Genomic DNA, 22,323 nt, shown 5'->3' with positions numbered 1-22,323 from the left:
TTGAAAAATTCGATGAGAATGGAGAAGTATACACAAATACTGCTCAAGAAAAACAAGATGTAAAAAAAGAAGATAAAAAAGAAAATACAGAAATATCTAAAACAAAATCAAATAAAAACAATAAAAAAGACAAAAAGCATTTTGTTTTATACGCTGTAATAGCTCTATTAATAGTTGTTATGGGAGCTTTTTATTTGAATAACCAAAGAAAAATCGAGGATTTAAACAATCAAATAAGTTCTAAAGATGAAGAAATAGACCAAAAGGATAAAGAGCTTTCTGAAAAGGAAGAAGAATTAACACAAAAAGAAGAAGAGGAAAAGAAAGCTAAAGAGGAAGAAGAAAAGGCAAAAGAAGAAGCAAAACAAGAAGAACAAATAATAAAAAAGGGAGCTGAAAGTCTGTACTTCACAGCAAATAATTATAAAATGGCAGGAGACTATGAAGAGGCTATAAAATATTATAAATATACTTTAAAAGCTACAGATACAAATCAGTTTAGAGCTGATGCAATATATAATTTAGGTCTTTCATATCAAAAGCTAGGCGATGATGAAAAGGCAGAAGAATACTACAAGAGATTTGTAAATACTTATTCAGCTTCAGAAGAATACTACGACGATGCTTTCTATCATCTTGGAGTTTTATATTATAAGGATGGTAGATTACAGGATGCAAAGGATGCATTTTATACTTTAAGGGCAGAGGATCCTTCAAGTCCTTATAATAGTAGCAATGAGGTAAAAAATATTTTAAGTAAATAAGAAAATCTTTATTCTAAAAATACATAATGTAGATTTCCTATGTGTTATAAAAGAGAAAAATAGTTTTATGGATTGATTTCATAGAACTATTTTTTTTTGAAAAGATAAGGAGTACATAGTAAAATGAACTATTTCATCTAATTTTTAGAAAATTAAATAAATTATAAAATAATTACACAAGTAAAAAAATATAAAAAAAATTTTTAATATAAATAATGAATTTAAAGAAATACTACTTTCATCGCATGAAAGTTACACACCAAAAACCTTCTTAAATCAGATTTTTTATGAGTAAAACACTTATTTTTAAATTTAAAAATGAAATAAAAAAAATAGAAATATCATAATAAAGATAGAAAAAAATTTTGAAATACAAAATTGCATAAATAATATCAAATTATGGGAAAATGACTGGAAAATTGCACTTTACAGATAAAAAAAAGATACTATAATAATAGGTAAGAAAAGAAAATGAAGGAATGATAGTAAAAAAAGATGGATAGAAATAATTTAAAAGGAAAGGAGAATGTCAAAATAAAAGAAGGGGTTTAATTTTGACAAATGGATATTATGAGTAAAGTTAACAAGGTTATAGGGAAAGATATATTTTTTAGATACAGTGTGATTTTAACAGGAATGATCATATCTAGTATAGGGATTAATGGATTTATAAGACCAGCACATCTTTTAAGTGGAGGTGTTACAGGACTTGCAACTATGCTTAATTACATCACAAATATAAACGTAGGTTTACTTACATTTTTAATTAATATACCGATATTTGTACTTGGATTTATATATTTAGAAAAGGACTTTTGTATTACTAGTTTAATCAATATGGTATTATTTTCCTTTATATTAGGTATAACACAAGATATAGGGGCTTATATAAATATAAATGATATTCTACTTCAAAGTGCATATGGAGGAATCCTATGTGGAGTAGGTGTAGGACTTACTTTTAGAGCTAAATCATCTCAAGGTGGTACTGATATTATAGGTGCAATATTAAAAATAAAGAGAAATGTTCCAGTAAAAAATACAGCTTTAGCGGCAAATGTAGCTATAGTTTTATGTGGAAGCTTCTTATTTGGAATGCATCTAGCTCTATATACACTTATAAGTATGTTTTTAAATGCACAGACAATGTCTGTAGTCAAGGATGCATTCTTTGATGAAAAATCAGTCATGGTATTTACTAAAAAATCTGAAGAGATTGCAGATGATATAATGAAAAACCTAGACAGAGGTGTTACATTTTTAGATGCAGAAGGCGGATATACACATGAGAAGAAAAAAATCATATACTGTGTAGCCTTATCAAAAGAAATTCCTAAAATAAAGGAAATAGCTCTTAAATACGACAATAGAGCATTTATATCAGTAAACGATGTAAATGAAGTAAAAGGTAAAGGATTTAAAGAAAGATATTTATAATGAATAAAATATATTAGGCAGTATCAATTTTAATTTTGATGCTGTCTGTTTTTTATTGTTATAAAAGTATTATGAATATATAATAATAGTATAAATTTATTATTTTAAAGAAAGGGAGCCTTTTATATGAGTGATGTAAAAAACAATATTAATATATATAATGATTATTTAAAATCTATAAATGAAGCTAAAAAAAAGGTAAGACATGCACAAAACATAAAAAGAAGAGCGTTAAAAAAAGATATAAAAGCGACTGAAGAAGAAGTAGCATTAATTGAAAAGGGAGCTCTTACAGATGAAAAGGTAGATTTTACTTGTAATGAGGCTAAAATTTATTGTTTTACAAATGGAGATAAATATATAGGAAAAATAGAAAATGGTAAGATGAACGGTTTAGGAGTTTATATATTTTTTACAGAGGCTGAAAATGAACTAGAGTATATAGGCGAATTTAAATATAATTTAAAGGAGGGCTGCGGACAATATACTTTTCAAAATGGAAATGTGTATATAGGAAGTTTTCAAAATGATGTAAGAGAAGGAATAGGTCAAATAATATATGCAAATGGAGATGAATACGTAGGAAATTTTAAACAAGGTAAGAAAAATGGTAAGGGAATTTTTAAGTGGAATGACGGATGTACATACTATGGAGAATATAAAGACAATAAAATGGATGGAGAAGGAAGTTGTTATAATTCTTCGGGTGTTTTAATATATGAAGGTGAGTGGAAGGTAAATCAAATTCACGGAAAGGGAACTTACATTTGGAGTGAGAATAAAAAATATATAGGCGAATTTAGAAATGGAAAAAAACACGGATTTGGCAAGTTTTATTTAAATGGAGAGTTAGTTTATGAAGGAACTTGGAAATTCGACAAGCCTTGTATATTTGGAAGAAGCTTAGAGGAAATTTTTACAGTTAAATTTTAAAAAAATTACAAAAATATAATTTCGTATGTATTATAAAAAATATTTAGGATATGATAATTACTAATGAAATATTAAAACTGTGAAAGGAAGATATTATGAGTTGTGAAAAGTTTTTAAAAAAAGCGATTGCTTTAACAGTTTTATTTTTTTTAGTAAGTACATTTTCGGTAACGGCTCAAGTTGATACAGATAATAATAGTAATATAATAAAAAATAATTCAAATGATCAGATGAAAATAGCTATTACTTTCGACGATGGACCACATCCAAAGGAGACAGATAAAGTGCTAGATATCTTGGAAAAATACAATGCTAAAGCTACGTTTTTCGTAGTTGGAAAGCATGTAAAATGGTATACAGATGCAGTAGTCAGAGCTAGCAAAGATGGACATGAAATAGGTAATCACACCTATACTCATCCCGATATAAGTAATCTATCACAGGAACAGATAAAGCAAGAGATTAAATTATGTGAAGATATCATAATAGAGAAGACTGGGCAAAAGCCAAAGATATTTAGACCTCCTTTTGGCAATTACGATGAACAATCTCTAAGTAAGCTTTCTAAAGATTTAGGGTACACTGTAGTTTTATGGAGTGGAGTAGATGTAAAGGATTGGAAAAATCCTCCTCCTGATCAAATTGCCGATAAAGTAATAAATAATGTAAAATCTGGAGATATAATATTACTACACGATTATGGAACAAATAGCACCGTAGAGGCATTGGACAAAATATTAGCTTCGTTGACAGAAAAGGGTTATAAATTTGTTACAGTTTCTGAACTTTTAGAGGAGAAAAATAAAAAAAATAGTAATTAGATTCAAAAAAAATAATATTATATATTAAGATTATCTTGAGAAGGATTTGATTAAATGTATAATAAAATTTATGAGAAAAAGGAATATATAATCTTTCAAGTAAAGGGAGGTTATATAGCTTATAACACAAAAAAATGTTTTAAAGATGGACACACTCATTTAAAACATTTTGAAGCTGCAAAGACAGCCATAGATTTGGTTATCAAAAAAAGAATTCCTAAGAGTACAGATGAATATTATTTGGTCAGTTTAATCAGATTAAGTGAGGATAATAATTATATAGAAAAAATACATGAGTTAATAAATACAAGACAGAGCAAAGGTAAAAAGGATAAATACTATAATGTAACATGTAAATTGATAAAAAGGGGCTTATAGCCTCTTTTATAATGCATAGGAAGATTTTCTTATAATGTATAGGAAGATTTTTTTGCTACAAAAAATACTAAAATATATTATATAATCAAGTTTTTGGGTATAAATAACATATGCTTAAAAATATAATTTTAAAAATATTAAAAATTTTTAAATTTCTATTAAAAAATGATATTTAAGCAATTTTTTAGGATATTTTTATCAAAAAAATAAAAAATAAAGTAAGAAAAAATAATTTTATTAGAAGGAAATAAACAAAAAAAGTCGAATTATGTATAATAGTATTTGACAAATATGTGTTATAAGGTAAAATAAGAATGTTGACAAAAAATACACCAGAAGGTGATAAACTTGAATGATTTAAAAGACATTATAGAAGAAATAAAAAGCAGGTGTGACATTGTAGATGTAATATCAGATTATATGCATATTGAAAAGTCTGGTTCTAATTATACTGGATTGTGTCCATTCCATACAGAGAAGACAGGATCTTTTATGGTCAGCAAATCTAAACAAATATATAAATGTTTTGGATGCAATGCAGGTGGAGATGTAATTAGTTTTGTAATGAGATGGGAAAATGTAGACTTTATGGAGGCTGTAAAGATATTAGCTAAAAGATGTGGAATAACTTTAAATAGAAATATAAGTGAAGAAGAAAGACAAAAAATACAAGAGATAAATAAATTTAGAGAAATTCACACAGAGGCAGCAAGGTTTTATTTTGCTAATTTATTGAGCAGAAAAAATCCTGGATATGAATACCTTAAAAAAAGAGGATTGAGCGATAAAATCATTAAAAGGTTTGGTTTGGGATATTCATTAAATTCTTGGAATAGCTTGATGAATCATTTACTTGCTAAAGGCTATGACAAAGCAGATTTAGTAAAATGTGGTTTAGTTACCCATAAAAGCGAGACTAATAAGTACTATGATAGATTTAGAAATAGAGTTATGTTCCCTATATTTAACTACAATGGAAAGGTTATTGGTTTTGGAGGAAGAGTGCTAGATGATTCACTTCCTAAGTACTTAAATTCACCAGAAACTTTAATTTTTAATAAGAGATTGAATTTATATGGACTCAATATTTCTAAAAAAAGTATAAAAGACGATACTTTAATTTTAGTAGAGGGATATATGGATTTAATTTCACTTTACCAAAATAATATAGAGAATGTAGTGGCTACTTTGGGAACCGCTTTGACTATAGGTCAAGCAAAGTTAATTAGAAAATTTGCAAAAAATGTTATTATATCCTATGATTCAGATCAAGCAGGACAAAATGCTACTTTAAGAGCCATTGATATTTTACTTCAGGCTGATATTAAAGTAAAAATATTAAATTTAAAAGATTGCAAGGATCCCGATGATTTCATAAAAAAATACGGCTTTGAGGGTTATAAAAAGGCAATAGATGAATCTGACTATTATATTAAATTCAAAATAGATATACTTAAAAATAAATATAATTTACAAAATGACACTCAGAAGATGAGCTTTGTCGAAGAGGCAACTTTACTACTTAGAAAGTTGAAAAGTCCTATAGAAAAAGATTTATACGCCAAATATTTAAGCGATTTAACAAATATAAGTATAGAATCTATAAGGGCTAATGTGGGTATAAAGGTTAAAAGCAATTATAATAATAGCAAAAATAATACTAATAATAGGAAGATAGAACAAATGTCTAAAATCCAAAATGGATATTTAAAGGTAGAAGCTAAATTTATAAAATTATTGATGGAAAACAAAAAATTGAGAAATAGTGTATTAATGGATTATGAAATAGAAGATTTTTTATTTGGAGATACAAAGGAAATTTTTGATTACATAATTAAAAATAAAGAATTGGACAAAATAACTATTGACAAAATTAAAAGTTTAAACATATCTGAAGAATATGTTAAAACCATCCAAAGTATTCCAATAGAAGAAATTAATACTTACACTTTAGAAGGTACAAAAAAAATAATAGATCAAATTAGAAAAAATATAATAGATGACGAGATAAAATCGATGTCTGATGAAATAAAACAATTGTCAAATAAGCTTGAGTTATTGAAAAAGAACAATGACAATACGAAAGAGGTAGATGATAAAATTATGAATTTAAGTTTAGAAATTTTAAAAAGAGAAAAGATAAAAAAAGATTTATAGAAAGGAGGAGATAGAATATGGCGGGTAAAAAGGAAAATAAAAAATTAACGGCAAAGGCACTTATAGATAAAGGTAAAAAGCAAGGTTCTTTAACATTATCAGAGATAATGGAAGCTTTTTCAGAAACTGAGTTAGATAAGGATCAAGTTGAAAATCTTTACGAAACACTTGGAAATCTAGGAATTGAAATAATTGAAGATAAATCACAAAAGGCTGATGTTGATTTTTCTGATGATGATACAGATTTAATGGCAGATGATCATTTCAATTCAGTGTCTGATGACGACATTAAAAAAGAAGACAGCATAGATATGGAAAAAATAGACTTATCTCTTCCTAAAGGAATAAGTATAGATGACCCTGTTAGAATGTATCTTAAGGAAATAGGAAAAATACCTCTACTTAAACCACATGAAGAGATAGAATACGCTAAGAGAATGTTAGAGGGAGACGAAGTAGCTAAACAAAGATTAGTAGAAGCCAATTTAAGATTAGTTGTAAGTATAGCGAAAAGATATGTAGGTAGAGGAATGTTATTTTTGGATTTAATTCAAGAAGGTAATCTTGGACTTATAAAGGCAGTTGAAAAATTCGACTACGAAAGAGGATTTAAATTCAGTACTTACGCTACTTGGTGGATAAGACAGGCTATAACTCGTGCTATAGCAGACCAAGCTAGAACTATAAGAATACCTGTTCATATGGTTGAGACTATAAATAAATTAATAAGAGTATCTAGACAATTGCTTCAAGAGTTAGGACGTGATCCAAAACCAGAAGAAATTGCAAAGGAAATGGATATGTCTGAAGAAAAAGTAAGAGAAATAATGAAAATAGCTCAAGATCCAGTTTCTCTAGAAACTCCAATCGGTGAAGAAGAAGATAGTCACTTAGGAGACTTTATACCAGATGAGGACGCTTTAGCACCTGCAGAGGCAGCAGCTTATTCTCTACTTAAGGATCAAATAGAAGAAGTATTAGGCTCTTTAAATGAAAGAGAACAAAAGGTATTAAAATTAAGATTTGGATTAGAAGACGGTAGAGCTAGAACTCTAGAAGAAGTAGGTAAGGAATTCGATGTAACTAGAGAAAGAATAAGACAAATAGAAGCAAAGGCCTTGAGAAAGCTTAGACATCCAAGTCGTTCTAAAAAATTAAGAGATTATTTAGATTAGTTAAAATAAAAAAATTCGCCCCAAAAGGCGAATTTTTAAATGAATAAAAATAAAAACTACACATTTATAAGAGAAAGGATGAAATATTTGAAGCTTACAGATAGACTGTTAAAAATTGCATCGTTAGTAGATAAGGACAAAAAAATAGCAGATATAGGAACTGACCACGGTTATATACCTGTATATCTTTTAAATAAAAATATAATAAATTACGCTATTTTAGGTGATATAAATAAAGGACCTCTAGAAAATGCAAAAAAGGAAGTAGTTAGAAATAACTTATCTGATAAGGTAGATTTGAGATTGGGCTCAGGCATAGAGGTGCTAAAGCCAAATGAAGTAGACCAAATTATAATAGCTGGTATGGGAGGAGTTTTAATAAACGATATATTAAAGGCAAATGAACCTGTAGCCCATAGCGCAGAAAAATTAATACTTCAACCTATGCAAAGTCCAGAGGAATTGAGAAAGTTTTTATACAAAAATGGATACGAAATATTAGACGAATATTTAGTTAGAGAAGAACATAGATTATACGAAATAATAGTATGTAGATATCGAGATTTAGAGCCATCTCAAATAGATTCTATTTATTATGAAGTCGGTCAAAAATTAATAGAAAAAAATGATCCTCTAATTAAAGATTTCATAGAAAATAAAATAAGAATAAATAAAAATATATTAAATAAACTAGAAGGAAAAGAAGGTAGCGTAGTAGAAGAAAGAAAGGCTATTGTAAGTAAAAAAATAGAAGATTTAAATAGCCTATTGAGTAGATAGGGGGATTTTTATATGAAGCTTTGCAATTTAATAGAGAAGATAGAGAGCAAATACCCTACTAATTTGGCATATTCATGGGACAACGTGGGATTACTAGTAGGAGATTACGAAAATAACATAAAAAAAATACTAGTTACATTAGAAGCAAATGAAGCTGTAGTAGATGAAGCAATAAAAAATAATGTCGACCTGATAATAACTCATCACCCTTTTATATTTTCAAAAATAAGTAGAGTAAATTCAGGGGATTTAAAGGGAAGACTAATCTTAAAATTGATAAAAAATGATATAAGCCTTTATTCTATGCATACTAATTTCGATATAGCAAAGGATGGCTTAAACGACTATTTCATGGAAATTATGGGCTTTAAAAATTGTGAGATTTTAGAAGAAACTCACAGCGAAAAATTATATAAACTAGCTGTATACGTTCCAGTTGGATACGAAGACAGGATAAGAGACGTTTTAGGAGTAAATAATGCCGGCTATATAGGAAATTACAGCCATTGCACATTCAATACTTCAGGGACAGGTACATTTAAAGCAGAAGAAGGTACAAATCCGTTTATAGGTGAAATCGGTCAGATAGAAAAGGCCGATGAAGTAAAAATAGAGACAGTTGTACAAGAAAGTATATTAAATAAAGTAGTACAAGAAGTAATAAAAGCACATCCATATGAAGAGGTGGCTTACGATGTGTTTGAATTAAAAAATCAAGGACAAAAAGAAGGCTTGGGAAGAATAAGTACTCTAGACGAAGAAATGACTTTAAAAGAGTTAGCAAATAAAATTAAGTCTACTTTAAATATGGATAAGATAAGATTAGTTGGAAGCTTAGACAGTAAAATAAATAGAGTAGCCCTTTGTACAGGTGCTGGATCTGATTTAGTAAAATTATCTAAAGCAAAAGGTGCAGACGTTTTAATAACAGGAGATATGAAATACCATGAAGCGCAAGATGCACTAGATATGGGAATGAATGTGATAGATTGTGGCCATTTTGATACAGAGGATATATTCAAAGATGTCATGAAGAGATTTATAGACAGCTTTGAAGAATTTGAAACTATAAAGAGCGAAGTATACTTAAATCCATTTAAGATAATTTAGAAAAATTTAGACAATTAAAAAAATTAAATAAAAAAATAAAAAAATTAGTTGACAAAAATTAGTAAAGAGAATATTATATAAATATAAGATAACTTAAATCCTTTGATGAGGGAGAGTAATTAAGTTTAGGATCAATATAGAGAGTCGAGGATGGTGGAAGCTCGGCAAGAAGGGATTTAATGAATGGGCCTCTGAGGAGTAAATTGAAATCATATTTTGAGAGTAGACTTTACCGTGATCGCACGTTACAGCGAAAGAGTATGTTAGTACTTTAATGAGAGGTATATATTTATATATACAACTTAGGTGGCAACGCGGATAATCTCCGTCCTATACAAATGGGACGGAGTTTTTTATTTTTCAAAAAAAGTTTTATATAAACTTTCAAAATATATTTAAAAATTTATACCGAGTATTAAATAAAGAAGGAGGGAGGTGTAAAAGATGTTATGAACTTCATTTAAAGGATTTGAAAAGAAAGAAAATAAAGAATATTACAAAAATAGAAATTTTAGGAGGATTTTAGAAAATGAGAACAAATACAAATACAAAGAGATTAGTTTTAAACGCAATATTATTAGCAATGGGGTTAGTACTACATCAAGTAACACCACCAATATTTACAATTAAACCAGATACAACACTTATAATGTTATTCACACTTATGGTAATAAATAGAGATAGTTATAAAACATGTTTAGTAGCAGGAATAATAGCAGGTATATTCGCAGGGATGACAAGTTCTTTCCCAGGTGGTCAAGTACCAAACTTAATAGATAAATTCATAACTACAAATGTTATGTTTGTGATTATGGCTGCTTCATATAAATTACCTTTTATAAATAATTTATCAGATAAAACTAAAGACTTAGTAGTAACAGCAATAATGATGGTTTTAGGAACTTTAGTGAGTGGTACAGCATTCTTAACTTCAGCTCAAATATTAGTTGGTCTTCCAGGAAACTTTACAGCATTATTTATAGCAGTAGTTTTACCAGCAGTAGTTATCAACTTAATAGTTGGAGTATTAGTTTACAAGATAATAAATGTCACAGTTCAAAAAGCTGTATTAAACGCTTAAAATTTAATTTAAAATAAATAGAAAACAGATGTCGCAAAATAGAATTTTATGACATCTGTTTTTTTAATTCGTTTATTACTCGTCAAAATATATCAAAAATATCTAAAAAAAAAGAGGAAAGAATAAATAAAATTAGAATAAATAAAATATGTATATTTTTTAATTGGAAATATAGTGGTAATAGTTAAGTGTAGTTGTTTAAGTTTTTATGGGGGGAAAATAATGAAATTTTTAAATAAATATAATGACTTTGTCAACTTTATGATTGCATATATAATGATAATATGTATGTTTTTAATAGTTTTGGGGGATATGGATATTTATTATATGTATTTGATACTCGTAATAATAAATAGCTCGGTGGGGATTTTTGGATTTATTATAAGCTCTGTTACATTAAGTACAGGAGAAGAAAAGATTTATAAGGACTTAGCAAAAATTTTTGGAATAGTAGGAATTAATAATTTATTATTTTCAATGTATGTATTTAATAATTTAGAATATATAACTCTTAATCAAGAGGTTCAAATTGTATTATTTAATTTTGCAATACAAATGGTGCTTTATATTTCTTTAATACACACTTATGGAAATAATAAAAATATAATTCCATTTAAATATATTTTGGGGATTGTGGTTTTAAGTATTCCAATATTATATATCCTTGTTGCTAGATTGAATATATTGCCAAAGATATTTGATCAAAAGGAATATAGCCCTGCTAAAAATATATTATGCGCTGTATATATTTTGGGATATGTTTATTTATTGTGTAATATAAAAAGATTAGAGGGAAAGTTTTATAATAGTAAAACAGTTAAAAATATAGGATTTATATTAATTTGTACAATTGGAAGAATATTACTTATGGTGTTTTTAGGTGGTATAAATTTCTTTAATGGTAATATAAATAGTAGTACAAATATAGAATTTATAAATAGATTTAATTGTTTAAGTATGACAATTTTAAATTTTATTTATGTATATATGGTATATATTATCTGTTTTAGGGATATAATAAAAAGACCTAATCAAAATTTATATTACAATTTATTAAAAGAAAAGGATAAGCTTCAGAAGAATATAGAGAAGCTTAAAGAAGTTAGCTTCAATATGGAGTACTATAAAATTATCTATGAAGAGCTTTTAAGAAATATGCCGGCGGGAATTTTGATATCCTCAGATAATAAAATTATGTTTGTAAATAAAAAGGTATTAAATTTATTTAAATTAAAGTCAGAAAATTCTATAATCAATAAAAATATTCTTGATATAATAGATGAAAATGTAAAGGATAAATATATAGAGGACTTAAAATCCTTAAATTTAAATCAAATTGATCAAAATGTAATTAAAACTAGATTTTCATATAATAATGTGACATTTGAAGGATCTGAAATAAGATTCTATGAAAATGTTCGTGGAAGAATATTCCAAGTATCTATTATAAGTAATATAGAAGACAAAATAAAATTAGAAAATGCAGAAAAACAATTAGAGCTAAGAGATTTAATGGATAAAGCAAAAAATGAAGTTTTATCTAATATTTCACATGAATTTAAAACTCCAGTAAATGTCATATATTCTACTGTTCAGATACAGGATATAAATTTGAAAAAGGGAAATTACGGAAAAATATTAGAGTTTAACGAAATTATAAGACAAAATTGCAATCGCTTGATAAGGCTTATAAATAATTTTATAGATTCCACTAAACTAGAAAACAATCAGCTAAAAGTAAATTTAAAATGTGTAAATATCGTCTCTATTATAGAAGATATTACTATGTCCGTTATAAATTTTGCTGAAAGACAAAATATTGAGTTGATTTTCGATACAGAAGAAGAAGAACTATACTGTGAAATAGATATAGAGTGTATTGAGAGAGTTATGCTGAATCTACTTTCAAATGCGATAAAATACAACAAAAAAAATGGGACTATAGATGTAATCATCAAAAATGACGAGGAACATATTTACGTAGAAGTCATAGACAGTGGAATAGGAATTCCTAAGGAGAAGATAGATAAGATTTTTGATAGATTTGAGAGAATGAAAGATAATAACGCAGTAATTAAAGAGGGAAGTGGAATCGGTCTTAGTATAGTTAAGCAGCTTGTTAAGGCTTTAAATGGAGAAATAGAAATAGAAAGTCAAATAGGCAAAGGAACTACTGTCAGACTTACTTTTAAAAAATCAGGGGAAGTATCGGAAGAAATTTACGATGTATCACAGGATTTAGAAGAAAAGGTAAAATTAGAATTATCTGATATTAGTTGATAGCGTTTCTTGATTTTATGTCAAATATTATTTTAGATATTACAAATAATATTATTAATTCAAATATATGAGGTGATTGATAATGTTTTGTTGTCTAAATAATAAAAATAGGAAAAAACAAAAGGCTTCTTATTGCAGGGGTATGGCAGTAGGCGGTATTTTAACAATTGTTTCATTAATGATTTTAAAAATTAAAACATGTATTTGTAAAAAAGATCAAAATCAGCAGTTAAGTAATAAAGAAGATAGTGATTTCAAAGAGAATAAAGACTATGAAAAATCAAAATTAGAAGATAAAATAGAGGAGTTTAATTCTAGAAGATTGACTGTTGAAAACGAATCTAAAAATAAAAATTTATAATATATAAAATAATTTATTTAATTTTACGAATTATTAAAAAAATATAATATATTTAATGAATTTTATGCTATAATTGACTTGGAAGTAAATTATGGCATATTTATTGTGCAGGAAAAGATTTTACTTTAAAATAATTTAAGTTAATTACATACCAAGGGGGATCAATATGGAAACTAAAATTTACAATAGCAAAGAAGAAATAGATACTTCTAGACTTAGAGCATGGGTAGAAATCGATTTATCAAAATTTAAACACAATGTAGAAGTTATAAAAGAATTATTACACGACGATGTAGAAATGGTTGGAGTTGTTAAAGCTAATGCCTATGGTCATGGAGATGTAGTTGTAGCAAAATATTTTGAAAGTATTGGAATAAAATATTTCGCTGTTGCTTGTATAGAAGAAGCAATAAAACTTAGAGAAGGCGGAGTAAAAGGTGACATAATCATATTAGGTTGGACTCCTGCTTGCCAAAAAGACGACTTAATCAAATACGATTTATGCCAAACATTGGCTAACGAAGAATATGCTGAAGAATTAAGTAAATTACCTGGAACTGTAAGAGGTTATGTAAAATTAAATACAGGTATGAATAGATTAGGTGAACCAAAAGAACATCTAGATTTAATCAAGAAAATATACACTTTAGATAATATAAAAATAGAAGGTATATTCTCTCACTTATCTAGATCTGATAGTCAATTAGAAGCAGATGTAGTATTTACTAAACAACAAATAGCAAACTTTGACTATGTAATAGGTGAATTAAAAGCTGCTGGATTTGAACTTGGTAATGTACATCTTCAAAACAGCTATGGTATAGTAACTTACAGAGATTTACACTATGATTTAGCTAGACCAGGTATCATATTATACGGTGTTCCTTCAGATCCACTAGATGATACATTAGACAAATTACCAAACGGATTAAAATTCGAAGCTCCACTTTCATTAAAATGTAAGGTAGCTATGGTTAAAGAAGTATATCCAGGACAATCTGTAGGATATGGTAATAACTTCACTGCTACAGAAACTATAAAAGTTGCTACAGTTACTATAGGTTATGCTGATGGTTTATCAAGACTTGTATCTAAAAAAGATATGAAAGTTTTAGTAAATGGAAAATTCGGTAGACAAATAGGTAACGTTTGTATGGACCAAATGATGATAGATGTAACTGGTATAGATGTAAAATCAGGAGATACTGTTACTTTAATAGGACAAGATGGAGATAACTACTTACCAGTTAACCAAATAAGCTTATTAAGCAACACTATAACTAATGAAACTTTAAGTGTTATAGGTGAAAGAGTTAAGAGAGTATATCACTTATAGGATTTAATTTGAATTAAAATTATAAATTATTGAATATAAAGATACTTAGATACAAGCGATTGCATTTAAGTATCTTTTTTAATTTAAAGTGAAAATAATATATGATAAAATAAAATAAAAAAATATTATAACTGGAGGAATGTAAATGGATTATGAAATAAAAGGAAATATAGTTCCAAGTGTGGAGATAAACCTTACAAAGGGAGAGTCAGTATTCACTCAATCTGGCGGGATGTTCTACCAAACAGATGGAATAAGAATGGAAACAAATGCAAAGGGTGGTTTTCTAAAAGGTATTGGAAGAATGTTTGCTGGAGAATCTTTCTTCATGGTAACTTATACAGCTGAAAGAAATTCAAAAATTGCGTTTGCATCAACAGTTCCAGGAACAATAATACCTGTCGATGTAAGTAACAATAACAACTTCACTATACAAAAGGGTGCGTTTTTGGCAGCTGAAACTTCTGTAGATTTAAAGACTACTTTTAATAAAAAGGTGGGAACAGGATTTTTCGGTGGAGAAGGATTTATACTTCAAGAGCTTAGAGGTCATGGTATGGCGTTTTTAGAAATAGATGGAGATGCAATTGAGATAAATCTAGCGCCTGGTGAAGTTATAAAAGTTGACACAGGAAATCTTGTTGGATTTGAAAGCAGTGTTTCATATGAAATTGAAACTGTAAAAGGCGTTGGAAATATACTATTTGGCGGTGAAGGATTGTTTTTAACAAGACTTACAGGTCCAGGTCAAGTCGTACTTCAAACTATGAATATTAATGAATTTGCGCTTAAGATAGGTTCTTTTATACCTACTAGCTCTAACTAATAAATAGCGTTTTATGTAAAATACACTATGCCTATAGAACTTACTATAAGTATAGTGTATTTTTTAGTATTTTATAGAGTTTGAATAAGTTATTTGTAGCCAATAGTCGGTTATTTGATACAGACAGCCGAGTAAAATTCGCTGGTCTTGATTTTGTACTTCGCTAGGGATTTTATTATTATATCTAGAGTAATGTATTTGATTATTCGATAAAACTCTGATAACGTGCATATAAGAAGTTATCCACGGTGAAACATTTCCCTGTCTTAAGTAAGAATCGATTGAGCTTTGTAATCTTTTATCGGAGTCATCCCAAGGTAGTTGTTCTGCTAAGAGAACTTCTACTAGTTTTCTAGAGTAGCTGCATAATTCGAAATATCTCAGCGATTTTCTTTTTATCTGATTGTAAAAATCATGTAGTATTTCGTAGTTGACATTTAGGTTGTTGCTTTTCTTAAGCTTGATCAATTTGTATATATTGTCCTCTAGCTTTTCTAACACGTCTTTATTGTAATCATCTAAGAAAATATCTCTAGTTTGAGTTTCACTTCTGTCTAAGTATTTATTTAAGGCGATATCTAATTTATGAGCTTTTAGTTTGTTTTTTTCAACTAAATAGATTTTAGATAGAGATGGTATATTTTCTAGACATTTCTATTTCATATGAATTAATTAGATCGTAGCACATAAAATTCCCCTCGTTTTTAAAATTAATTAAATTTATTGTAGCAGATTTTATGATGTTTAGTGCTATTAAAATTGTTTTAACCGAATATCTTAGATAAAAATCCTGTGTGTTCATTTAATATATTCAGCCCTATAAATATTAAGATGATGCCGCCGAGTATCTGAGCGTAGTTTTTGAATACGCCTCCTAGTTTTTTACCTATTAAAACTCCTATAAAACAAAGTGACAGAGTAATTGCAAATATACTAAAACAAACAGGGAAAATAGATATACTCAAAAATGCAAAGCTGACTCCTACAGCTAAAGCATCGATGCTCGTAGCTATTGAAAGTATAAAAATCTCTCTGTTGTCGATTGTATTTATGCTTTCTATATATTTTTGCTTTTCTGCTTCGTCTTTGAATTTTATAGTTTCTGTCTCGACAGCCTCAAAAATCATTTTTAGTCCGATAAACGAAAGTAAAAACAATGCAATCCAGTGGTCTACAGATTTTATATATGATTCAAATTTAATTCCTAAAAACCATCCAATAAACGGCATGAATCCCTGAAAAAATCCAAAGAAAAAAGCAATTTTAAACGCCAATTTAGAGTTTATGTTTTTTAAAGTCATGCCCTTGCTGACAGACACAGCAAAGGCATCCATCGAAAGCGCAAATCCAGTTAAAAATATATTTATCAAGCTCATAATGGACCTCCTAAAAAAATATTTATAGCTCAAAAATTTAAAGTGTATTTAGGTATATTTTTTGAGATTATAGAAAAAATATACATAGAAGTAAAATGTAAATAGTTTATGCACTAGTAAACAATTTACATAAAGGAATATATAAATAAATATGAAAAATTTTTTTTATCTATTCTTGAATAAAATGCAAAGGAGATTTTTATATGAAAAAATGGGTATGCATCGTATGTGGATATATATACGAGGGAGAAGAACCACCGGAAAAATGCCCTGTGTGTGGTGTAGGTGCAGATAAATTTCAAGTAAAGACAGATACATTAAACTGGGCAGATGAGCACCGTATAGGAGTGGCAAAGGGCATCGATGAGGATTTAGCAGAGGATTTAAGAGCTAACTTTATAGGTGAATGTACAGAAGTAGGCATGTATCTAGCTATGGGTAGAGTCGCCGATAGAGAAGGTTATCCTGAAATTGGAGCAGCATATGATAAAATAGCTTATGAAGAGGCATTGCACGCCGCTAAGTTTGCAGAGCTATTAGGAGAAGTAGTAGAGCCATGTACAAAATCTAATTTAGAGGCTAGAGTTGAAGCCGAATACGGAGCTGCTGAAGGTAAATTAAAAATAGCTAAAAAGGCTAAGGAATTGGGACTTGATGCAATTCACGACACAGTCCACGAGATGTGCAAAGACGAGGCTAGACATGGTAAGGCATTTTTAGGACTTTTAGACAGATATTTTGGTTTAAAATAAATAGTAAAGGGGTTGTTGATTTGGCAATAACCCCTTTATGATTTATTCAAATACTGTTGAAACTTTTTCTAACCAAGATGTAATTTCAATTTTTTGAGGACAATTTTTCTCACAAGATTTACATTTTATACAATCTGACGCCTTGGCGTTTGTCGAAGCTATTTTATCGTAAATCGGTTTGATTTTCCAGTCTTCTTCAGGATATCTAAAGTATTCGTTATACAGATCAAAATACTCTGGAATTGATATATTTTGAGGACAATTATTTTTACAGTAACTGCATCCTGTACAACGAATAGCAGTTTTATTATTGATAATTTGGCATACATCTTCAATCACTTTTAATTCTATATCATTCAAAATAGGCATATCTTTCATATTGTCGTATATCTGTTCTAGAGAACTCATTCCACTTAGAACAATTTCTACTTGATCTAAAGATTGTGCAAATCGTATAGCCCAAGAAGCAGTACTTTTTTCGGGATGTATTTTTTTAAAAATTTCATCCGCCTCTTCTGGAAGATTTGCGAGAGTTCCCCCTTTTACAGGTTCCATTACTATAATCTGCTTATTGTGTTTTTTTGCAACTTCATAGCATTTTTCAGCCTCTATAGATGGACTTTTCCAGTCCAAGTAATTAATTTGTAGCTGAACATAATCGACCTCTGGATGGTCTGATAAGATTTTATCCAATAGCTCTGCATTATCATGGTATGAAAATCCTATCTTTTTTGCCTTTCCCTGTTGTTTTAGCTCTTTTAAAAATTCGAATTCATCGTATTTTTTGCAAATATCGTAGTGCTCTTTATTTAACCAATGAAGCATATAATTATCAAAATATGTCACACCACAGCGGTTTAATTGCTCTTCAAAATATTTATAGCATTCCTGATGAGATTTTACTTTCCAAGTCGGAAGCTTATCTGCAATGAAAAATGATTCGCGTGGATGTCTTTTTACTAAGCATGTTTTTAAAGCTTTTTCACTTTCTCCATCTAGATAAGTATAAGCTGTATCAAAGTACTTTCCGCCTTTTTGCAAAAAAGAGTCGACCATTTTATTTAAAAGAGGAAAATCAATGCTTTTATCATCGTTTTCATCTATTTTTGGAAGTCTTAAAAAACCAAAGCCTAATTTATTCATATCGATGCCTCCTAAGTATATGTTATAAATAATTATATTCAAAATTTATTGCATTTAAAAGAATAAAAAGATGCTAAATTGGAAAATATATAAGTAAAATGTTTAAATATAAAAATTAAAAAAAATAAATAAATAGTTAAAATTTTGAAAAATTAGTTGCAATTAGCATTTTTTTATCTTACAATGTATACATAGTCAAAAATTAATAATTAAATGCAATGAAAAAGAAAGTAGGTTTAATGTGGATTTATAGAGAGTAGAGGATGGTGGAAGCTCTACATGATACTTAGATTGAAATAACGCTTTGGAGTGGTTAGAAGAAATTACGTTTCGTAAGAGTAAAACTAAACGGAGCCTCACCGTTAAAGGAGGAAAAGTATAATAATTGTACTTTACGAAGGTGGACACATATGTGTCAACTAGGGTGGTACCGCGGAATATATCCCGTCCCTATACTATTGTATAGGGGCGGTTTTTTATTTTAAAGATAATCGCATTTATGCATTAAATATTTTAAAGAAAGGGATGAAGTAACAATGACGCTAAATAGAACATTTGCAAATGAATTAAAAGATTCAAAAGATGAAGTTATATTACTTAGAGGTTGGATATACAAAATAATCGACTTAAGTAATGTAGTATTCATAAAATTAAGAGATAAAAGTGGAATAGTACAACTTGTAGCAACTAAAGAACAAATAGAAGGTTTGAGACTTGAAAACGCTATAGAAGTAACAGGTAAAAAGAGCGAAAATGAAAAAGCACCAGGCGGTGTAGAAGTTGTAGTAGACGAAATCAAGGTATTAGGAAAAACATATTACGACAAGCTTCCATTTGAAGTAAACAGCTTCAAAAACAAAGCTGCTCTAGAAACTCAATTAGACAACAGAACAATAGCACTTAGAAGACCAGAAATACGTGCAATATTTAAAGTTCAAAATGAAATAGAACAAGCTTTTAGAGATTATCTAAGATCTAAAAACTTCGAACAAATACATACTGCAAAAATTATAGACTCATCTACTGAAGGTGGATCTGAAATGTTTACAGTAAACTACTTTGATAGAAGATCTTTCTTAGCTCAATCACCACAATTCTACAAACAAATGATGGTAGGAGCTGGATTTGAAAGAGTATACGAAATAGGACATGCATATAGAGCTGAGCTTCACAATACTTGGAGACATTTAAATGAATACGTGAGCTTAGACGTAGAAATGGGATTCATAAAAGATGAATTCGAGCTTATGGACTTAGAAGAAGGCTTCTTAGATTACTTATTCAAACATTTAAATAAGGTTTGTAAAAAAGAATTAGAAATGTACAAAATCGATCTTCCAAATGAAGTTAAAATACCAAGAATAACTTTAGCAGAAGCTCACAAAATATTACTTGAAGAATACGGTAAAAAATCACCAATAGGAAATATAGATGCTAAAGGTGAAGAATTAATCTGTAAATACGTAAAAGAAAAATACGGAACAGAATTTGTATTTTTAACTAAATATCCAGTGGCAAAAAGACCTATGTACACTATGCCAGACGACGAAGATCCTACACTTACAAAGAGCTTTGACTTAATATACGATGGTCTTGAAATAACTACAGGTGGACAAAGAATACACGACTATGAAATGTTAAAAGAAAACATAATCAAATTTAGATTAAAACCAGAAGATTTTGATTTCTATCTAGATACATTTAAATACGGTATGCCACCACATGGAGGATTTGCAATAGGTTTAGAAAGACTTACTATGAAAATATTAAAACTTTCAAACATAAGAGAAGCTACATTAGTACCAAGAGACATGAAAAGATTAACTCCATAAAATAAGATATAACATTTAATAAAATAAAAAGGAGATGGATATTATGGCAATTAGTAAGGATCAAGTTAAATATATTGCACAGTTAGCTAAGCTTCACTTTGAAGAAGACGAAGCTGAAAAATTTGCAAAGGAATTTGAAAATATATTAGAGCAATTCAAAACACTAGATGCTCTAGACTTAGACGATGTTGTAGTTGAAAGACCAACAGTTTCAGTAACTAGAAAAGATATACCTAAAAAATGTGAAATTGAAGACTTATTTAGAAATGTAAAAACAATGAGAGACACTGCTATAGAAGTGCCAAAAATCATTGAATAGGAGGTCATTTTGATGAGTATAAGAGAAACAGTAGCTAAGATTAAGTCTGGCGATATAAAAAGTTATGATGTCGTTAAATCATACGTAGATGTTATAGAAAAAAAAGAAGATAAAATAGATGCTTTCCTACTACTTCAAACTGATGAAGCTCTAGAAAAAGCAAAAGAAATAGATGAAAAAGTTAAAAACGGAGAAAAACTAGGAGCACTAGCCGGTATACCAATAGCTATAAAAGACAATATATGTACACACGGTGTAAAAACTACTTGTGCATCAAAAATGCTAGAGGATTTCGTTCCACCATATGATGCTACTATAATTAAAAAATTATTAGCTGAAGATGCTATATTAATAGGAAAAACTAACCTAGACGAATTTGCAATGGGTTCTTCTACAGAAAATTCAGCTATGAAGATAACTAAAAACCCAATAGATGTAACTAGAGTTCCAGGAGGATCTTCAGGTGGTTCTGCAGCAGCAGTTGGTTCTGAAATGGTTCCACTTGCACTTGGTTCTGATACTGGTGGTTCTATAAGACAACCTGCATCATTCTGCGGTATAGTAGGTATGAAACCAACTTACGGTTTAGTATCTAGATTTGGTCTTATAGCATTCGGTTCTTCACTTGACCAAATAGGACCATTCTCTATGAGTGTAGAAGATAATGCTTATCTACTTAACGTACTTGCTGGAGAAGATGATTTAGACTGTACTACTGCTAAAGGACGTGAAAAGGTAGATTACACTAAAGATCTAGGTTCAGATATAGCTGGTATGAAAATAGGTATACCAAAGGAATTCATAGAAGAAGCAGGTTTAGACCCTGAAATCAAAGAAATAGTACTAAAAGACTTAGAAGCTTTAAAAGAATTAGGCTGTGAGGTTGAAGAATTTTCTCTACCTATAACTAAAGATGGACTTGCTCCATATTATATAATATCTTCTGCTGAAGCTAGTTCAAACTTAGCTAGATTCAACTCAGTAAGTTACGGATATAGAGCAAAAGATTACACATCTGTAGATGATATGATAGAAAAAAGTAGAAGTGAAGGATTTGGTAGTGAAGTAAAAAGAAGAATAATGCTTGGAACTTATGCATTATCATCTGGATACTACGATGCTTACTACAACAAGGCTCAAAAATTCAGAGCAAAATTAAAATCTGACTTCCAAGAAGCCTTCAAAAAATACGATATAATACTTGGACCAGTATCTCCAATACTTCCATTTAAAATAGGTGAAAGATGTGAAGACCCTACTGCAATGTACTTAGCTGATATTTACACAATAAATATAAACCTAGCTACAGTGCCAGCATTATCTATGCCAGGAGGAAAGAGCAAAGAAGGTCTTCCAGTAGGTATCCAATTAATAGGAGATACATTTACAGAAGATAAGATATACAAAGTAGCTTATCAACTTGAAAAGAAATTAGCACTAGAATTTGATAGAGAGGTGTAAG

At 28.9% G+C, this 22,323-nt stretch carries 21 protein-coding genes and 2 other annotated features; of the genes, 18 read left to right on the top strand and 3 right to left on the bottom strand.

Annotated elements, in window-relative coordinates:
- The 14 genes from SPD90_RS07760 to SPD90_RS07695 all read left to right on the top strand — a co-directional run.
- Window positions 1–764 (top strand): tetratricopeptide repeat protein (locus SPD90_RS07760; RefSeq protein WP_320924846.1); only part of this gene is annotated, 764 nt, incomplete at its 5' end.
- 561 nt (window positions 765–1,325) lie between these two features.
- Window positions 1,326–2,201, top strand: coding sequence for a YitT family protein (locus tag SPD90_RS07755; RefSeq protein ID WP_320924845.1), 876 nt, complete (start codon window positions 1,326–1,328; stop codon window positions 2,199–2,201).
- Between the two features lie 126 nt (window positions 2,202–2,327).
- Entirely contained in the window at window positions 2,328–3,134 is an 807-nt protein-coding gene (locus SPD90_RS07750) for an MORN repeat-containing protein (protein WP_320626959.1), read from the top strand.
- A 95-nt stretch (window positions 3,135–3,229) separates the two neighbouring features.
- Complete coding sequence (locus SPD90_RS07745; protein WP_320626960.1) at window positions 3,230–3,955, top strand: polysaccharide deacetylase family protein; 726 nt, start codon at window positions 3,230–3,232, stop codon at window positions 3,953–3,955.
- 54 nt (window positions 3,956–4,009) lie between these two features.
- Window positions 4,010–4,333, top strand: coding sequence for a hypothetical protein (locus SPD90_RS07740; protein WP_320924844.1), 324 nt, complete (start codon window positions 4,010–4,012; stop codon window positions 4,331–4,333).
- Between the two features lie 339 nt (window positions 4,334–4,672).
- A complete protein-coding gene (dnaG, locus tag SPD90_RS07735; protein ID WP_320924843.1) occupies window positions 4,673–6,490 on the top strand; it encodes a DNA primase in 1,818 nt (605 codons plus the stop codon).
- A gap of 17 nt (window positions 6,491–6,507) precedes the next feature.
- Window positions 6,508–7,665, top strand: a complete 1,158-nt coding sequence (rpoD, locus tag SPD90_RS07730) for an RNA polymerase sigma factor RpoD (protein WP_320624121.1) — start codon at window positions 6,508–6,510, stop codon at window positions 7,663–7,665.
- Window positions 7,666–7,704: 39 nt separating this feature from the next.
- Complete coding sequence (locus SPD90_RS07725; RefSeq protein ID WP_320924842.1) at window positions 7,705–8,445, top strand: tRNA (adenine(22)-N(1))-methyltransferase; 741 nt, start codon at window positions 7,705–7,707, stop codon at window positions 8,443–8,445.
- 12 nt (window positions 8,446–8,457) lie between these two features.
- On the top strand, window positions 8,458–9,555 hold the full coding sequence (locus SPD90_RS07720; RefSeq protein WP_320924841.1) for a Nif3-like dinuclear metal center hexameric protein: 1,098 nt from the start codon (window positions 8,458–8,460) through the stop codon (window positions 9,553–9,555).
- Between the two features lie 93 nt (window positions 9,556–9,648).
- Window positions 9,649–9,891, top strand: a binding site (T-box leader).
- A 193-nt stretch (window positions 9,892–10,084) separates the two neighbouring features.
- Window positions 10,085–10,636 (top strand): tryptophan transporter, encoded by a 552-nt coding sequence (locus SPD90_RS07715; RefSeq protein ID WP_320924840.1) that lies wholly within the window; start codon window positions 10,085–10,087, stop codon window positions 10,634–10,636.
- Between the two features lie 222 nt (window positions 10,637–10,858).
- Window positions 10,859–12,916 carry a sensor histidine kinase gene (locus tag SPD90_RS07710; protein WP_320924839.1) on the top strand — a complete coding sequence of 686 codons (2,058 nt, stop codon included), beginning with the start codon at window positions 10,859–10,861 and terminating at the stop codon, window positions 12,914–12,916.
- A 142-nt stretch (window positions 12,917–13,058) separates the two neighbouring features.
- Window positions 13,059–13,277 (top strand): hypothetical protein, encoded by a 219-nt coding sequence (locus SPD90_RS07705; protein ID WP_320924838.1) that lies wholly within the window; start codon window positions 13,059–13,061, stop codon window positions 13,275–13,277.
- 166 nt (window positions 13,278–13,443) lie between these two features.
- Complete coding sequence (gene alr, locus SPD90_RS07700) at window positions 13,444–14,613, top strand: alanine racemase (RefSeq protein WP_320924837.1); 1,170 nt, start codon at window positions 13,444–13,446, stop codon at window positions 14,611–14,613.
- 145 nt (window positions 14,614–14,758) lie between these two features.
- Entirely contained in the window at window positions 14,759–15,439 is a 681-nt protein-coding gene (locus SPD90_RS07695; RefSeq protein ID WP_290691881.1) for a TIGR00266 family protein, read from the top strand.
- 63 nt (window positions 15,440–15,502) lie between these two features.
- Here SPD90_RS07695 and SPD90_RS07690 read toward each other — a convergent pair whose 3' ends face one another.
- Together SPD90_RS07690 and SPD90_RS07685 are read right to left on the bottom strand one after the other, a co-directional pair.
- Window positions 15,503–15,907 carry a hypothetical protein gene (locus tag SPD90_RS07690; RefSeq protein WP_320924836.1) on the bottom strand — a complete coding sequence of 135 codons (405 nt, stop codon included), beginning with the start codon at window positions 15,905–15,907 and terminating at the stop codon, window positions 15,503–15,505.
- A gap of 296 nt (window positions 15,908–16,203) precedes the next feature.
- Window positions 16,204–16,815, bottom strand: coding sequence for a manganese efflux pump MntP (locus SPD90_RS07685; protein ID WP_320625160.1), 612 nt, complete (start codon window positions 16,813–16,815; stop codon window positions 16,204–16,206).
- A gap of 203 nt (window positions 16,816–17,018) precedes the next feature.
- On the opposite strand from SPD90_RS07685, the gene SPD90_RS07680 reads away from it, so the two are divergent.
- Window positions 17,019–17,567, top strand: a complete 549-nt coding sequence (locus SPD90_RS07680; protein WP_320625161.1) for an NADH peroxidase — start codon at window positions 17,019–17,021, stop codon at window positions 17,565–17,567.
- Between the two features lie 42 nt (window positions 17,568–17,609).
- Here the strand turns inward: SPD90_RS07680 and SPD90_RS07675 are convergent, their stop codons facing one another.
- Complete coding sequence (locus SPD90_RS07675) at window positions 17,610–18,710, bottom strand: aldo/keto reductase (RefSeq protein WP_331680536.1); 1,101 nt, start codon at window positions 18,708–18,710, stop codon at window positions 17,610–17,612.
- Between the two features lie 209 nt (window positions 18,711–18,919).
- Window positions 18,920–19,165 (top strand) — a binding site (T-box leader).
- 81 nt (window positions 19,166–19,246) lie between these two features.
- Here SPD90_RS07675 and aspS point away from each other — a divergent pair.
- From aspS to gatA, 3 genes are read left to right on the top strand one after another with little or no spacing between them, the layout of a single operon-like run.
- Window positions 19,247–20,542, top strand: coding sequence for an aspartate--tRNA(Asn) ligase (gene aspS / locus SPD90_RS07670; RefSeq protein WP_320625508.1), 1,296 nt, complete (start codon window positions 19,247–19,249; stop codon window positions 20,540–20,542).
- A gap of 43 nt (window positions 20,543–20,585) precedes the next feature.
- Complete coding sequence (gatC, locus tag SPD90_RS07665; RefSeq protein ID WP_290691704.1) at window positions 20,586–20,861, top strand: Asp-tRNA(Asn)/Glu-tRNA(Gln) amidotransferase subunit GatC; 276 nt, start codon at window positions 20,586–20,588, stop codon at window positions 20,859–20,861.
- Between the two features lie 12 nt (window positions 20,862–20,873).
- Entirely contained in the window at window positions 20,874–22,322 is a 1,449-nt protein-coding gene (gatA, locus tag SPD90_RS07660) for an Asp-tRNA(Asn)/Glu-tRNA(Gln) amidotransferase subunit GatA (RefSeq protein ID WP_320924835.1), read from the top strand.
- Window position 22,323 lies beyond the last annotated feature (1 nt).

Source organism: Intestinibacter sp., assembly GCF_034113885.1.
Taxonomy (GTDB): Bacteria; Bacillota; Clostridia; order Peptostreptococcales; family Peptostreptococcaceae; genus Intestinibacter.
The sequence above is the reverse complement of the archived record's forward strand: the minus strand, read 5'-3'. Positions and strand labels throughout refer to the sequence as shown.

What these genes read in the sequence shown, in the direction of transcription:
- SPD90_RS07715 (WP_320924840.1), top strand. Translation starts at nt 10,085, where the DNA reads ATGAGAACAAATACAAATACAAAGAGATTAGTTTTAAACGCAATATTA.
- gatC (WP_290691704.1), top strand. Translation starts at nt 20,586, where the DNA reads ATGGCAATTAGTAAGGATCAAGTTAAATATATTGCACAGTTAGCTAAG.
- gatA (WP_320924835.1), top strand. Translation starts at nt 20,874, where the DNA reads ATGAGTATAAGAGAAACAGTAGCTAAGATTAAGTCTGGCGATATAAAA.
- SPD90_RS07755 (WP_320924845.1), top strand. Translation starts at nt 1,326, where the DNA reads ATGGATATTATGAGTAAAGTTAACAAGGTTATAGGGAAAGATATATTT.
- rpoD (WP_320624121.1), top strand. Translation starts at nt 6,508, where the DNA reads ATGGCGGGTAAAAAGGAAAATAAAAAATTAACGGCAAAGGCACTTATA.
- SPD90_RS07745 (WP_320626960.1), top strand. Translation starts at nt 3,230, where the DNA reads ATGAGTTGTGAAAAGTTTTTAAAAAAAGCGATTGCTTTAACAGTTTTA.
- SPD90_RS07685 (WP_320625160.1), bottom strand. Translation starts at nt 16,815, where the DNA reads ATGAGCTTGATAAATATATTTTTAACTGGATTTGCGCTTTCGATGGAT.
- SPD90_RS07720 (WP_320924841.1), top strand. Translation starts at nt 8,458, where the DNA reads ATGAAGCTTTGCAATTTAATAGAGAAGATAGAGAGCAAATACCCTACT.
- SPD90_RS07705 (WP_320924838.1), top strand. Translation starts at nt 13,059, where the DNA reads ATGGCAGTAGGCGGTATTTTAACAATTGTTTCATTAATGATTTTAAAA.
- SPD90_RS07710 (WP_320924839.1), top strand. Translation starts at nt 10,859, where the DNA reads ATGAAATTTTTAAATAAATATAATGACTTTGTCAACTTTATGATTGCA.
- SPD90_RS07680 (WP_320625161.1), top strand. Translation starts at nt 17,019, where the DNA reads ATGAAAAAATGGGTATGCATCGTATGTGGATATATATACGAGGGAGAA.
- aspS (WP_320625508.1), top strand. Translation starts at nt 19,247, where the DNA reads ATGACGCTAAATAGAACATTTGCAAATGAATTAAAAGATTCAAAAGAT.
- SPD90_RS07695 (WP_290691881.1), top strand. Translation starts at nt 14,759, where the DNA reads ATGGATTATGAAATAAAAGGAAATATAGTTCCAAGTGTGGAGATAAAC.
- SPD90_RS07725 (WP_320924842.1), top strand. Translation starts at nt 7,705, where the DNA reads ATGAATAAAAATAAAAACTACACATTTATAAGAGAAAGGATGAAATAT.
- SPD90_RS07750 (WP_320626959.1), top strand. Translation starts at nt 2,328, where the DNA reads ATGAGTGATGTAAAAAACAATATTAATATATATAATGATTATTTAAAA.
- alr (WP_320924837.1), top strand. Translation starts at nt 13,444, where the DNA reads ATGGAAACTAAAATTTACAATAGCAAAGAAGAAATAGATACTTCTAGA.
- SPD90_RS07675 (WP_331680536.1), bottom strand. Translation starts at nt 18,710, where the DNA reads ATGAATAAATTAGGCTTTGGTTTTTTAAGACTTCCAAAAATAGATGAA.
- SPD90_RS07740 (WP_320924844.1), top strand. Translation starts at nt 4,010, where the DNA reads ATGTATAATAAAATTTATGAGAAAAAGGAATATATAATCTTTCAAGTA.